This window comes from Nostoc sp. CENA543, assembly GCF_002896875.1.
Classification (GTDB): Bacteria; Cyanobacteriota; Cyanobacteriia; order Cyanobacteriales; family Nostocaceae; genus Trichormus.
The window spans coordinates 3498570-3513519 of record NZ_CP023278.1 but is presented as its reverse complement, the minus strand read 5'-3'; the positions used below and the strand labels follow the sequence as shown (position 1 = coordinate 3513519).

Sequence of the window (14950 nt, the reverse complement as noted above, 5' to 3'; positions counted from 1 at the left end):
ATTGCGAATTGTTTTGACACGGTGTAGGGAATGCGGAATAGATAGAGGATGTTTCCTGAAACAGTTGTGAGTAATGAGTAATGAGTAATGAGTAATGAGTGATGAGTAACGAGCAGAAGTCTTGAATGTTAAGAAATATATGCTAAAAATAGTCTGAAATTCACCATATTTTGGGCTAATTATCAAAATAAATCAATTGATAATGAAGCTAATGCTGCTATACAATTTCCAGTGCTACGAATAATTTATATTTCCTCTTGAAATTTTTCTCACCGACTTACTTACAGCAGTTTTCTTTTGCATGAAGTGGAAAGCTATAGGTTTTGCGGCAGCACAAAGTTGGGGCGGAGGTTTACTCCTCTGTGAAGTTCAAAGAGGCTGGAGGTAGAACTCTCTGTCTGATACGTGATTTCTGCATTTTGTACCTCATTTACCTAGAAACTGCTGTACTTTGACGAACTCTAGTAATTTTCGAGATTATATGGCTAAACTTTCCAGCGAGTTACAACGATTTTTTTTTGAGACAGAACAACCTGCTCAAGTTAAGCTGACAGATATTTTGCTGCTGGTAAAGGAACGAACTTTTGGGTTTTTACTCGTAATTCTCTCTTTACCTTCAGCTTTGCCAATACCAGCACCCGGTTATTCTGTTCCTTTCGGGATCTTAATTTTTTTACTGGCGATACAACTGATAGCAGGTTTCAAAACCCCGTGGCTACCACAAAGGATGGTAAATCATCCCATTAAACTAGAAACAGTCCAAGGAATTTTAAAAAAAGGGATTCCGTGGTTGCAAAGAATCGAAGCGATCGCTCGTCCGCGTTTGGTCTATATTTGTACTACTTTACCAGGTAGAATCATCATCGGTAGTGCGATCGCCTTAATGGCAATTTCGATGATGATTCCCATTCCTGGAACTAACACTTTACCAGCAATGGGAATTTTCGTTACTAGTTTTGGTTTACTGGAAGATGATGGTGCAATTAGTCTGGGTGGTTTAGTTCTTTGTTTAATGGGAGCTATTCTAACTACTTCGATTCTAATTGCAGTGATTTGGGGCGGCTCTAGTTTACTCGATTACATTAAAATTTGGTTAGGTCGTTAAAGTAATAAGTGCTGTTAGCGGTAGCGCGGCGTTTAGCCGGTGCTGTTAGCGGAAGCGGGGCGTTTAGCCCGTGCTGTTAGCGGAAGCGGGGCGTTTAGCCCGTGCTGAGTCAATAGTTGTTCTCCTCTGCTCCCCACACTCCCCACACTCCTCCGCCCCAGTCCCCAATCCCCAATCCCTATGAAGGAACTTGACGATAACCATAAAAATTGATTGTATATTCTGTGATTTTTACGCCTGTTTTTTCCTCAACTTCACGGATAAATTCTTCCGGTAATTCTATATGAACGTCAAGAATTTGATTCGTATCGAGACAGTTAACATGACTATGAGCGTCGCTAATATTCCCGTATAAACGACCATCACAACGTTCGATACACTCAATAATCCCTTGGCTTGATAGTGCTTCTAAATTTTGATACACAGATGTATGACCAATTTCCTTTCCTTCTTGGTTGAGACGGTCATAAATTTCCCTCGCAGAAAGGTGTTCATTGGCTTGCCATAATAGTTCTAGAATAAAGCGACGTTGACGGCTCACCCGCATACCTAGTATTTGACACCGTTCTAGTGCATCTTCTAAAGAACGAATGGGTTTTGTGGATTCTGCCTGTTTCTGCATATTTAAATCTACTTCACTATCGTGGGGTTGTCCCAGAGGGATTTGATGATTGTTGTGTATGAGGAACTACAATATTTTGCTGTGACTACCTTCTATACTATTTTGCTGAATAATGTGGGGAAATTATAGCTTGAGTTGACTGTGGGGATAGGGTTTAAGATTTGCCTGACTAAATTTATGGCTAAAACAAACTCATTACAACTTTAGCTTAAATTTTAGCTAAATGTCCACTTGGGGGCAGGGGATAAATCAATTCAAAATTCAAGATTCTGTTCCCTGTTCCCTAATGACTATTGACTAAGGGGGTGAGGTTTTGAGCCTTGCTTCTTTCATGGAAATGTGAAGATATTTATACATTCGAGCTTGGATCTCTTTTAGCGAAGTTGAAGCGATCGCGAGAAACAAGCCCTCAAGTATGATGACTATTGACTATTAAAAAACTTACTCCCGTACTACAACAGTAGTGCCTATACCTACTTGATCGTAAAGTAAGCGAACATCAGAATTACGCATTCTCAGACAACCGTGAGAAATAGCAGTTCCCAAAAGGTGAACATCTGGCGTACCATGAAACCCGATTTGATTGCGGCCATCTGACCAAAAACCAATCCATCTTTCCCCCAAGGGACTATCAGAACCAGCTGGAAATACCTTACCAGTAATGGGATGTCGCCAAATCGGATCATGCTGCATATCATCGACAACAAACGTACCTTGAGGTGTTTCCCAGCCTTTCTTACCTACAGCAATGGGGTAACTCGCGACAACTAAGTCTCCTTGATAAACATAGGTGCGGCGATCGCTTAAGTCAACTACTACCTGTTTTTGATTACTGCCCGATTGATTAGATGATTTGTTTTGCTGAAAAATCTGGGAAAATATAGACTTCTTTTCCTCACCAGAACTAGTATTTTTTTGTGATTTTTGGGGTGTGTTAGTCGTTAAAGCTACATTTTGATTAACAGTGTCCGCATTATTATGAGACTCGATAACTGAGGACTTGGTTTGGGAAGCCCTATGGCTAGTTTTAGCCGGAGGTGTAGAAGCACCAAACGCTGTTTCCCCTAAGCTTCCTGTATAAACATCTCCAGGACGGCTGACTACGGTGGAAGTTGGTTTTTTAAACTGCCCTTGCGTTGTAGTAATGCGCCAATGGATAGCTACCGATAAGATAGCTGTGCCAAAACAGATAAACATTACAGTACGCGCTAGAGATTCATTTTTTACCATTGCCATCGCTTCTTGTTTATCCCTGACATACTCAGCTGAATAGTTGAAGTCCTTGATTATTTAAGCACAAAGAATTGATAACTATCTTGATAACCTGGGGCAAACTCAGGTTATCTGAAAAGTTCCAACTAAACAATTTTGAACAAGCTACTGGGTTCACTGATTTCTCTGGAGTTGATAGATCAAAAAAAGAAATTGTCTTGATTGCTTGCCAATAGTTGGAATAAATCATTAAAGGTGTGGGTGGGAGTAAGACTATGTTGGAAAGACTATCATTAGCAGTCACAATTACATTTGCTCTCAATTTCTTTTTTCAAGTCCGTGTGCCTCATCAAGCGAATTCTGGTGCTAATTACAAACAACGTACAGAAACATCAGCAACCGTTTTGGTAACAAGACCGGAAAGATAAGGTTTTTACAGTCAAATGTTCATAAAATAGTCACAATCAATCCTGAAATTTTCCAAAGAACAAGTATTTAACATGAATCATAGTCTAACGCAATGGCGAAAATGAGAATTTGCGTTAGTCTGGCTGTGGCGATCGCAGTACATTTATGATCAAAACTACAGGCTTAAAAGTAAAATTTCTGTCTGCCAGGTGACTGTAACAATTTTAGATTTTGGATTTGGGATTTGGGATTGGCAGCCTTTGGTCATTAGCTCTTCAAGATACCTAACTTTCTGCGAAATTTAATGCACATAATTCATATTTTGTCAATATTTGGTAGTCAGATAGGACGAACTGCACAGGAATTTGTAACATTGTCTTAACAAACAAAATGCCCCATAATGTTCCAGACAATTGTTAACTGGTAAAAGTGAGATTTGGCGTTACCAGAAATCGCGCCAAAATTCTATCACTGCGTGTTCCACTCTCAAATCCGTCCGTTATTCAGGAACAACAAGCCAATTAGCAGGTCTAATAGATAGGGATGATTTACAACCAGTACGATCTATGAGTCAATCGATTACTGTATCCTGGTCAACGGTTGATGCGGGGTACTCAGAAGCATCGGTGCAAGTTGACAAACTCTCAAACCATGATTTAATTTTGCGCTGTCAAGCCGGACTGCGTCCAGATCGTGCTGCTTTTGCAGAATTGTTGCGCCGCTATCAAACCCAAGTTGATAGAGTCTTGTACCACCTAGCTCCTGATTGGCCAGATAGAGCCGACTTGGCTCAAGAAGTATGGATTCGAGTATATCGGCACATCAACCGATTACAAGAACCGTCTAAGTTTAGAGGTTGGTTAAGCCGCATTGCCACTAATTTGTTTTATGACGAATTACGTAAGCGTAAGCGGGTTGTCAGTCCTTTATCTTTAGATGCTCCCCGTTCAGTAGATGATGGTGAAATGGATTGGGAAATCGCGGGAGACACTCCAGGGCCAGAAGAAGAACTGACAACAAGAGAATTTTACGAGCAATTGCGAGAAGCGATCGCGGATCTGCCTGAAGTATTCCGGACTACCATTGTTTTAAGAGAAATCGAAGGTATGGCATACGAAGAAATAGCCGAAATCACCGGAGTTTCTCTAGGAACTGTGAAGTCGAGAATAGCTAGAGCCAGATCCCGCTTGCAAACCCAATTGCAAAACTATCTTGATGCCTAATTTACAGTACCTTCACCCTGCCCTATGGCAGAATTTAAGCATTGATTAAGAATTGTAAGAAATGTCGATCGTGCCTCTGCCGTCAGGAGAAAAACTTTTATCATGCTCTTAGGATTGCCCACTTCTTTTACCCGTGGATGAATTGGTAATAATGTTAGTATGACTACTGATTCTCAATTTCATGACCGTTGTCGGAGGCAACTTCCAAGAGAGTTACCAGATGAGATGGCAAAGCATACCAATGAAGCAACGGGTGCTACAGATATGGTAAAGCGCGATCGCTTTGAATTATTGAGTGCTTACTTAGATGGCGAGGTGACAGCCGCCGAACGCAGGCAAGTAGAAGATTGGCTAGCCAATGATGCCTCGGTTCAACGTCTGTACACTAGACTAATCAAGCTCAGGCAAGCCTTCCAGACTATGCCAGTGCCAACAACCCAAACCTGTCCAGAAACAACAGCCAATCAAGTATTTGCCCGCATTAACCGCCGTTCTAGAAGAAAATGGGCATTTGGTGGCGCGGCTCTGGCTGCTTGTGTGATCGGTGCATTATCAAGCTGGCTGCTAAATCAAGAATCTAGCATCCCGCAAGTAGCACAACAACCACAAGTACAGCCTACCCAGACTGCTACCAAATCAGAGCCACTGCCGATGATTGCCTTGAATAATCCAGTCATTGAGATTCCCAAGGCCGCAATTTCGTCTCCAGAATCAAAACTAGGAGAAGTTTCCCCAGATATCAACTAGACAGAGGAAGTAGGGAGTGGCAAATAGGGTGTTGTGTTTCTCAATTACCACTCCAGCACCCATCAACTAGGTGTCTACCTCCTAACTGCTTGACTTTTTCTGGGTTCATAACATACACCCAAGCCCAACCCAGAGACACATAGTTGATGCTGTACACTTCTATCTCGTAGCGATTATATAGATTTGCTGACATTTCTCTAGTAGGCTCATAATCTTCTAAATAATCCAGAACATCCAAAATCTCAGGTTCAGCAAAAGTCAGTAAATATCCGTGGACTAGTTCTTTTCCCATCGTCATGGCTGGGTAGCCCATCGGCAAAGCAAACAATTCACCCCTTGTCATGGCTTTTTGGGCATCCACTACACAATTAGTACAATATCTTTGATAATTGATTTCGCCTGGTTTGAGTGTCCCGTAGACAAAAATTCGCACTCCACCAGAATTTTTTGTATGTAATTCAGCCATAGGTTGTTTGACATTACTTATTCATTTGCCTACCATCATCTACAATATGGAGGCAGACCAGATTTACAGTCCAGTAGGAGAGTTTTCGGTGGATTCCCGATACAACCCAGCAGCAATTGAGGAAAAATGGCAACAAACATGGTTAGAACTTGGCTTAGACAAGACCCCCACAGATAGTGATAAGCCCAAATTCTACGCTCTATCCATGTTCCCCTACCCATCAGGCAGCCTGCACATGGGTCACGTCCGTAACTATACAATTACCGATGTGATTGCCCGCCTCAAACGGATGCAAGGGTATCGGGTACTACATCCGATGGGATGGGATGCTTTTGGTTTACCCGCAGAAAACGCTGCCATTGACCGTGGTGTCCCCCCGGCGAAGTGGACTTATCAAAATATTGCCCAAATGCGGCAACAATTACAGCGTCTTGGCTTATCTATTGATTGGGATAAGGAAATTGCTACCTGTTCCCCAGACTATTACAAGTGGACACAATGGATTTTCTTGCAGTTTTTGCAAGCAGGTTTAGCCTACCAAAGAGAAGCAGCCGTTAACTGGGACCCTATTGACCAGACGGTATTGGCAAACGAACAAGTTGACAGCGAAGGACGCTCTTGGCGCAGTGGGGCAAAAGTCGAGCGTAAATTGTTGCGCCAGTGGTTTTTGAAGATTACTGACTACGCGGAAGAATTATTAAACGACCTGGATAAATTGACAGGCTGGCCAGAACGGGTCAAGTTGATGCAGGCGAACTGGATAGGTAAATCCACAGGCGCGTATTTAGAATTTCCCATTGTGGGCAGTGATGAGAAAATCGCCGTGTATACCACTCGTCCTGATACAGTGTTCGGTGTGAGCTATGTAGTTTTAGCCCCAGAACATCCGTTAACGAAACAAGTCACCACAAAAGCCCAACAAGCAGCAGTAGAAGCCTTTATTCAAGAGGTGACAAATCAAAGCGAGTTAGAACGTACCGCCGAAGACAAACCCAAGCGTGGTGTTCCGACTGGGGGTAAAGTCACTAACCCATTTACTGGGGAAGAAGTACCCATTTGGATTGCCGACTATGTACTGTATGAGTATGGTACTGGGGCAGTGATGGGTGTACCGGCTCATGATGCACGGGATTTTAAATTTGCCCAAAGGTATGATTTACCCATTGAATTTGTAATTGCTGCACCAGAAGATGTGGCAGATTTTGATTTAAAGCCAACATCAGACACAGAAGAAGTTACCCAACTGGTACAGATTGAATATAACGAAGCATACACAGAACCAGGAATTTTAATTAATTCTGGGTTGTTTACTGGTATGACTTCTACAGAAGCCAAGTCAGCAATTACTAAATATGCCCAAGAACAAGGCTTTGGGAAAGAACGGATTCAATATCGCTTGCGGGATTGGTTGATTTCGCGTCAACGCTATTGGGGCGCACCTATTCCTGTAATTCACTGCCCCAACTGTGGCATAGTCCCAGTACCAGATCAGGATTTGCCTGTACAGTTACCCGAAGATGTGGAATTTACTGGACGTGGTGGTTCACCTTTGGCACAGTTGGAAAGTTGGGTAAATGTACCTTGTCCTAGCTGTGGTACTCCTGCGAAACGGGAAACTGACACGATGGATACCTTTATTGATTCCTCGTGGTATTTCTTGCGGTTTCCTGATGCGAAAAATGAAAATCAGGTATTTGATTCTGCCATTACTAACGACTGGATGTCGGTAGAACAGTATGTAGGTGGAATTGAACACGCGATTTTACATTTATTGTATTCTCGGTTCTTTACCAAAGTTTTGCGCGATCGCGGTTTGTTGAACTTCGATGAACCATTTGCCAGACTGTTAACCCAAGGGATGGTACAGGGTTTAACTTACATGAATCCTAACAAGGGTGGTAAAGATAAATGGATTCCTTCGAGTTTAGTTAACCCTGATGATCCCCGTGATCCTCAAACTGGTGAACCTTTACAGCGTCTTTACGCTACTATGTCCAAATCCAAGGGTAATGGTGTTGCACCAGAAGATGTAATTGGTAAGTATGGTGTAGATACAGCCCGGATGTTCATTTTATTTAAAGCACCACCAGAAAAAGACCTGGAATGGGATGAGGCGGATGTAGAAGGACAATTCCGGTTTTTAAATCGGGTTTGGCGGTTGGTGACAGACTATGCTGCGGCGGGGGTTTGTCGTCAACGGGCGCAACTCGATAACTTGAGTAAGTCCGAAAAGGAATTACGGCGCGCAATTCACACAGCCATCCAAGCGGTAACGGAAGACTTAGAAGATGAGTATCAATTCAACACGGCCGTTTCCGAGTTGATGAAATTGAGTAATGCGCTCACTGACGCAGACTGTCGCAATTCCCCCATTTATGCCGAAGGTGTGCAAACTTTGGTAGTGATGTTAGCTCCCTTTGCGCCCCACATTGCTGATGAATTGTGGCACCTGTTGGGCAATAGCGCATCGGTGCATACTCAAACTTGGCCTACTTTTGACCCTGCTGCATTGGTAGCCGATGAAATTACACTGGTAATTCAGGTGAATGGTAAAAAACGCGCTGATTTACAAGTTCCAGCCCAGGCGGATAAAGCCGAGTTGGAGAAATACGCCCGTGAATCAGAAGCTGTTCAGCGTCATTTAGAAGGAAAGGAAATTAAAAAGGTGATTGTTGTACCTGGAAAGTTAGTTAACTTTGTAGTGGGTTAATTACCTCATATATTTTATTCGTGGGTTGGGTGTTGCGATCGCAATACTCAACCCATGATTTTATCTCTGGGTATCCTGTAAATTTACACCTGTTGTGCCTGCTCCCTGTGTATTAGTGATTTGAATAGTTTCCTGTGTATTGGTGTTTTGAATAGTTTCCTGTGTATCGGTGTTTTGAATAGTTTCCTGTGTATTGGTGTTTTGAATAGTTTCCTGTTGATAAGTATCTTGAGTAACTACAGGTGTATTAGTCACCTGAATAACTTCTGGCGTAGTAGGTTGTTGTGTGGTTGTTGGTTGAGTAACTTCAGTGATGATTGGCTCAAGATTAATATTTATCGTGGTGACAGGGATAGTAGGTGTACTAACAGGAATAGAAACAACGTTATTTTCTACAACAGCCCTGTTATCGTTTCTATTAGCTAAATCTTGAGCATTATTAAATAGGATTTCTCCCGTGTCGAAGAAAGAATCCATTGAAGAGTTATTAGAGTTGGCGGTTAAATCATTAGATTGGTTATCACTACCGGAATTAGCAGTTAACTCCAAAAAAGCAGGATTTTCAATGACATCTTGACCACTCAGAGGTGTTTGTCCAGCTAAAGCTGCGACTACTTCTGCTTGGACACTGGCGATCGCTGGGTCTGTGGAAGATGTAAGATTTTGTCTAGTTAAATCTAATCCTTGCACTAAATCGCTGGTTTGATAAAAATTTTGTAGGTCAAAATCATATAACCCTTGAAACCTACCTTTGACTACAACTATCAGCTGTCCAGCTTGAAGTTCTTGAGCTTGTGAACCATCTTTGTTAGAAACAACAATCCCACTGTTAGTTAATGCACCAACCACGGTAGTATCTGTTTGTTCATCATAACGGACAAACAACGCCGAACCCCGAATAGCTGCTGTCGCGCTAGGGGTTTGAATCTGTGTTTGACCTCTTCCTGGTGGAATCAACAGTAATGCAGTACCGTTGGACAATCTAAAGTTACGTGTTCTAGGTAAGAATTGAAAAATAGCTTGTTCGCCAATTCTGGCTAAAGAACCATCATTAAAACGTAAGTCGGCTAAAGACGCTCTACCTGTAGATATCCCATCACCTGGAATGATAGTATCGGCGCGCTTGGCTTTACGTTTACTTCTGGTGCTTCTTTGTAGTAGCTGCACGAAATTACGTAGGCTTTGAATTTCCGCACGAGTCAAAGGGGTGCTAGCACTAGCCTGCTGTGTCGTCATTATGGGTATGACTACTCCCCATAAACTAATTGCCAACCACAAAGAGAATTTAAATCGCATATTATCCAATTAGTAAAAAATATACCAATATTCCACTGATTCCCAAACAGAACTGGAGATGTGAAGTACACCAACTCGTTAATTTTATAACTTTTATCAGTAGTGTGCGTAAAATCCACATAATTTATGCTACACATTATCTAAATATTTCTTTACAAATATCAAACTATCTAACTAAAAAGAAAAAGAAACGTTTCCCTGTTGAGAAAATATCGGTTTTACGCATGGTGACTCGTAAGCTGATATTCTGGATAACGATTTCCGATACAGTTGAATTGTCAGTATACAGTGAAATTAACTGAACTCACCCACAATAAGATGCAAACTTATGGCTGGCAAAGTTTTGCAATCACGATGTTGTTAGCAGTTATTGGTTTATGTAGTGATAGCACTAGAGTAGATGCAGATTCTGGTGAACAATCTCAAATTATGACCAGTCAGTTGGCTCAAGCTACTCTTGAACAAACACAAAATCAAGGCGGTAAATCGGAATCGACATCAACGCCAGATTCTAATCCTATCTCACAGATTAATGAACCGCCACAACTGGAAACTCAGCCTAATGAATTTCCTCAGACTTCACCAAAACCATTAGAACAATTGTTGGAATCACCACAACAAAATAATAATGAAAGATTAGAGAGACTAGAAAGACTAAGGCAAAGGCTAAGAGAGAATAGTCAGTCCAATTCTGAATCTGATAATGTGCGAGAGTTAGGGTTGAGAGTACGACCTAGACCTTTAACAGCCGCACCAATAGAACAACCACAACCTCCAGAGTTAGAACGCCCTATTCCTAAGTTTAAACCTATAGGTTCTCTACAAGCACGTATTGGTTATTTTCAGACCAATAATATATTTTCCTCGGAAAATTCTCCTATAGATGATGGTTTGTTATTCTATGGAATAAGGTTATCTTCTGCATATTTTCCGTTGGGAAAACAAACTTTTATTAACGGCTCAATTGAGGGAAATTTAATCCGTTATGTAGATCAATCTAAATTTAATTACAATCAATTGAGGTTAAATCTTGGTATTTACCAGCAATTATCACGACGAATGTTTGGTGAAATTAGTTGGAGTAATCAACAACTATTTTATGCCAATAATAGTGACATATTTGCATCGGGCGATCGCTTCTTAAATGAACACTCCCTGCGCCTATCTTTGGGAAGAAGAGATCCCCTCACAAAAAGACTCGCACTAGATAGTGTGTATGAATTTAGCTGGAATTTAGCCGACCCTGATAGCCGTAGTCGTTTAGTCAATTATTTATGGTTATCGTTGAATTACCAAATACAAAAACCCCTGGAGGTTGGTTTAAATTACCAGATGAGTATTTCAGATTTTACAGAACGCGATCGCCATGACCAAGCCTATCGAATATTTACACATTTGAGCTATCGTTTCTCTAAATCTAGTCGGATAAATATGCAATCTGGTTTTAGCCTTGGTGATTCTACAGCCAGAAACATTGACTTTGATAGCTGGTTTTTTAGCGTAAATTACAATTTGTTATTAGGTGAATTTTAGGTGTTAGCGGGGATTGGGGACTGGGGATTGGGGATTGGGGATTGGGGATCGAGACAAGGGAGACAAGGGAGACAAGGGAGACAAGGGAGTGTTTAATTTTCTTTTAGCACTCATTACTCATTACTCATTACTCATTACTCATTACTCATTACTCATTACTCATTACTCATTACTCATTACTCACTACTCACTACTCACTACTCACTACTCATTACTCATTACTCATTACTCATTACTCATTCCCCAGTCCCTAATCCCCATTCCCCACCTAATAACTAATCCAATCACTCCAACTACCGGCGTAAAGCTTACCAGTGTGAATACCAGCTAATTCTAGAGACAGCAAGTTTGCACAAGCAGTGACACCAGACCCACAATAAACTAGAATTTCCTCCGATGATTCTACTGGTTGCCAGCGTTTTTGATGTTCAGTGATGGGAATTAGGGAGCCTGACGCATCGGTCACTTCCATCCAATAATAATTAACTGCGCCGGGAATATGACCAGCAATTTTATCAGTTGGTTCTCGTTCACCACGATAGCGATCGCCTTCTCTCGAATCTATCAAAACTACATTCGGTAAATCTTTCCGATTTTTAACAACTTCCCGATCTACTACTAACTCTGGTCGCACTTCAGGGACAAAGCTAGCTTTTTGAGGTGAAGGAATCACGTCTGTCACTGGATAGCCAGCCTTTTCCCATTGGCTAAAACCACCATCTAAAACAGCTACTTGTTCATGACCTAAATAACGTAACAACCACCAAAGACGAGCTGCAAAAGCCAAGCGCGAGTCATCGTAAGCGACAACTAAAGTTTTTTGAAATTCTACCCCAATAGCTGCTAATTTCTCAGCTAATTCTTGAGGTTCTGGTAAAGGATGTCTTCCCCCATGTTCACCTACAGGACTGGAAAGATCCAAATTTAAATCCAAGTAATAAGCACCCTCTATATGACTAGCTTGGTACTGATTACGTCCTAGTTGTGGGTCAGCTAAAGAAAAGCGACAATCTACAATTACAACCTGTGGATCATGCAAGTGTTGTATTAGCCAAGCCGACGAAACAACAAACTGAACATTAGTCATTATTGATTAATTAGTCCTTTACTAAATAGTAGTCTCAGCTTTTTTTATAGCGTTTTCAACCCCGTCTAAATTTTAAGATGCGGTTTATACTTTTGTGGTTAGCACAAGTTATACTAATGCCAAATTGGAGAGTTGTGGAAAAATGCGGTGAATAAGATACTATTCGCAATATTAATAGGATTTTTAGTTATTAGTTGTGATGCGCCGCCACAACAAAAATCACAGACAACTACCCCACAACAGAATACCATCCGTACAGGTAACACTGTGGATGCTTTTCGCCCCAAGGCAGACAAAGGGGTGACTTTAACAGGAGCTAGACGCGGTTTTCAAACCAAACTCATCCGCAGGGAGTCTGCAAGTAAAATCGTTCCCGAACCACCAACCCAACTAGCCCGCATTGTCTACTATGATGCGAAGGTAGGCAAACTAGCAGCTTATATAAGTAAGCCACCGCAACAGGGTCAACGTTTTCCTGCCATCATCTGGATTTCGGGTGGAGACTACAACACAATTGATGATGGTTTTTTCCGCGACGCACCACCAGAGAATGATCAAACGGCTAGCGCATTTCCTCAAGCTGGAATTGTCATCATGTATCCTTCACTGCGCGGTGGTAACAATAATCCTGGTGTCAGGGAAGGGTTTTTTGGGGAAGTGGATGATGTGCTAGCAGCAGCAGATTATCTCGCTAAACAAGACTTTGTTGATCCTCAAAGGATATATCTGGGGGGACATAGCACTGGCGGTACTCTAGCATTGTTGGTGGCTGAATCAACTCAGAGATTTCGAGCTATATTTTCTTTTGGGCCTGTGGAAGATGTCAGAAACTACGATGACGAATATCTTCCTTTTGATCAGTCCAATGAACAAGAATTTGAACTCCGCGCACCACAACGTTGGCTACAATCAATCCAACGTCCTGTTTTTGTTTTTGAAGGCGACGAACAACCGGGAAACAGCGACTCACTGCGATCGCTTGCTCGCAACTCACGCAACCCTTTAGTTCAATTTCATCTAGTGAAAGGTGCAAATCATTTTAGTGTCCTCTCCCCCACAACGCAGTTGTTAGCAAAAAAGATTCTTCAGGATGACAAAAGTAGCACTAAGATCACGATTACAGAAACGGAATTAAACCAGCTGTTGACAAAGTGAATTGAGTAGCTAGCGTAATTTGAATGTCAGAATTAGAAAATAATTTTACTCCCCAGAGGACAGCCGATGGTTCTTGGACATTCTTCTCCCAAGCCTTTGGGGAAGCTTTTCATAGCCATTTTGGAGCCAAGCAAGAAAGTTTTTTGAAATTTGTCAGTCCGACTCAATTAGCTGTGGCTGCTCAAAAACCTGTCGTGCGTTTATTGGATGTTTGTTACGGTCTAGGATACAACACAGCCGCAGCTTTACAGACGATTTGGGCAGTCAATCCCGATTGTTATGTGGAATTGATTGGTTTAGAACTGAATCCAGCTGTACCACAAGCAGCGATCGCTCATCATGTTTTAGACAACTGGGATTATGAACATACTGAGATTTTGACTCAGCTAGCTTTTGAACAACAGGTAAATACCAACCGTCTCCAGGCAAAATTATTGATTGGTGATGCTAGAAAATCAATTCAGATTGTGAATCAATCTGGTTTTACAGCCGATGCAATTTTTTTAGACCCTTTTTCACCGCCTCAGTGTCCTCAACTATGGACGGTTGAATTTATCCAACAAGTGGCTCTGTGTTTACACGCTGATGGTGTTCTAGCGACTTATTCTTGTGCTGCGTCCGTACGTACGGCTTTAATTTTAGCAGGATTACAAATTGGCTCAACTGCACCCGTGGGTAGGCGATCGCCTGGGACAGTAGCCGCCTATACTCAAGGTGAGCAATCTGCACCTCACCCTGCACTTCCTCCCCTATCTTCGTCTGAGAAAGAACATCTACTCACTCGTGCGGCTATTCCCTACCGTGATCCACAATTGCATGATTCAGCTGCTGTGATCTGGCAAAGACGACAGCAAGAACAACAAAATAGCTCTCTAGAACCTACTTCTCGTTGGCGAAAACGCTGGTCACTCAGTAAGAACTCTTAATCACCAAACTTACCCGCAATAACTGAGTGCTGTATTTGAGGTGAAATGTAAAATTTTTAACAAATTTTGCTTGTTTATTGCTATTGTAGTGATAGCTTGGGTAAGCAAGTTTATTGTCTGTATTTTGATATACAAAGATTTTGTATATTAATCTATATTAAGGTTAAGCGATCAACTGATTAAAATTTATGGATAAAAATACTGTAATTTATTAGCTAACAGTAAAAAACAACCTCCATTTGCTGATTTATGACTAGATATTCAGTAAGAGTTGAACAAAGATTCACTTTCATGAGTTGATTATGAGTAAAAATCTCAGTAAAAAACCTGATTTAACATTGCTTCAAATTCATCATACTTGAATAGGAAGCAGAGAGATTATATTAAGTTAATTCTAACTCCTCATAAAGCGTAAGTATTTGTGCATATTAGGTGAGCAATTTTTCGTGTTACTGAAAAT

The 14950-nt window shown here is 41.5% G+C and carries 13 protein-coding genes; 8 read left to right on the top strand and 5 right to left on the bottom strand.

Annotated elements, in window-relative coordinates; translation table 11 throughout:
* Positions 1-481 precede the first annotated feature (481 nt).
* Entirely contained in the window at positions 482-1105 is a 624-nt protein-coding gene (locus tag CLI64_RS14495) for an exopolysaccharide biosynthesis protein (RefSeq protein WP_103137877.1), read from the top strand.
* A 178-nt stretch (positions 1106-1283) separates the two neighbouring features.
* Here the strand turns inward: CLI64_RS14495 and CLI64_RS14490 are convergent, their stop codons facing one another.
* A complete protein-coding gene (locus tag CLI64_RS14490) occupies positions 1284-1727 on the bottom strand; it encodes a Fur family transcriptional regulator (protein WP_103137876.1) in 444 nt (147 codons plus the stop codon).
* A gap of 441 nt (positions 1728-2168) precedes the next feature.
* Positions 2169-2963: a L,D-transpeptidase gene (locus CLI64_RS14485; RefSeq protein WP_103137875.1), complete on the bottom strand. Its 795-nt coding sequence runs from the start codon at positions 2961-2963 to the stop codon at positions 2169-2171.
* 251 nt (positions 2964-3214) lie between these two features.
* Between CLI64_RS14485 and CLI64_RS31240 the strand changes: the two genes are divergently transcribed.
* The 3 genes from CLI64_RS31240 to CLI64_RS14475 all read left to right on the top strand — a co-directional run bounded on the left by CLI64_RS31240 (position 3215) and on the right by CLI64_RS14475 (position 5317).
* Positions 3215-3367 carry a hypothetical protein gene (locus tag CLI64_RS31240; protein ID WP_192881539.1) on the top strand — a complete coding sequence of 51 codons (153 nt, stop codon included), beginning with the start codon at positions 3215-3217 and terminating at the stop codon, positions 3365-3367.
* A 546-nt stretch (positions 3368-3913) separates the two neighbouring features.
* Positions 3914-4570 carry a sigma-70 family RNA polymerase sigma factor gene (locus CLI64_RS14480; protein WP_103140732.1) on the top strand — a complete coding sequence of 219 codons (657 nt, stop codon included), beginning with the start codon at positions 3914-3916 and terminating at the stop codon, positions 4568-4570.
* A gap of 159 nt (positions 4571-4729) precedes the next feature.
* Entirely contained in the window at positions 4730-5317 is a 588-nt protein-coding gene (locus CLI64_RS14475) for an anti-sigma factor (protein ID WP_103137874.1), read from the top strand.
* Between the two features lie 40 nt (positions 5318-5357).
* Here CLI64_RS14475 and CLI64_RS14470 read toward each other — a convergent pair whose 3' ends face one another.
* Entirely contained in the window at positions 5358-5783 is a 426-nt protein-coding gene (locus CLI64_RS14470; RefSeq protein WP_103137873.1) for a gamma-glutamylcyclotransferase, read from the bottom strand.
* Between the two features lie 88 nt (positions 5784-5871).
* Here CLI64_RS14470 and leuS point away from each other — a divergent pair, with 88 nt between their 5' ends.
* Positions 5872-8493: a leucine--tRNA ligase gene (leuS, locus tag CLI64_RS14465; protein WP_103140731.1), complete on the top strand. Its 2622-nt coding sequence runs from the start codon at positions 5872-5874 to the stop codon at positions 8491-8493.
* Between the two features lie 60 nt (positions 8494-8553).
* Here leuS and CLI64_RS14460 read toward each other — a convergent pair whose 3' ends face one another.
* Positions 8554-9789 carry a FecR family protein gene (locus CLI64_RS14460; RefSeq protein ID WP_103137872.1) on the bottom strand — a complete coding sequence of 412 codons (1236 nt, stop codon included), beginning with the start codon at positions 9787-9789 and terminating at the stop codon, positions 8554-8556.
* Positions 9790-10077: 288 nt separating this feature from the next.
* Between CLI64_RS14460 and CLI64_RS14455 the strand changes: the two genes are divergently transcribed.
* Positions 10078-11322, top strand: a complete 1245-nt coding sequence (locus CLI64_RS14455; protein ID WP_308418360.1) for a hypothetical protein — start codon at positions 10078-10080, stop codon at positions 11320-11322.
* A gap of 268 nt (positions 11323-11590) precedes the next feature.
* On the opposite strand, the gene CLI64_RS14445 is transcribed toward CLI64_RS14455, so the two are convergent.
* The gene (locus tag CLI64_RS14445) at positions 11591-12409 is read right to left on the bottom strand and encodes a sulfurtransferase (RefSeq protein WP_103137869.1); all 819 of its coding nucleotides are present in this window, start codon (positions 12407-12409) and stop codon (positions 11591-11593) included.
* Positions 12410-12556: 147 nt separating this feature from the next.
* On the opposite strand from CLI64_RS14445, the gene CLI64_RS14440 reads away from it, so the two are divergent.
* Together CLI64_RS14440 and CLI64_RS14435 are read left to right on the top strand one after the other, a co-directional pair.
* Positions 12557-13564, top strand: a complete 1008-nt coding sequence (locus CLI64_RS14440; protein ID WP_225977349.1) for a S9 family peptidase — start codon at positions 12557-12559, stop codon at positions 13562-13564.
* A 23-nt stretch (positions 13565-13587) separates the two neighbouring features.
* Positions 13588-14490, top strand: coding sequence for a tRNA (5-methylaminomethyl-2-thiouridine)(34)-methyltransferase MnmD (locus CLI64_RS14435; protein ID WP_103137868.1), 903 nt, complete (start codon positions 13588-13590; stop codon positions 14488-14490).
* The last annotated feature ends 460 nt before the right edge of the window (positions 14491-14950 follow it).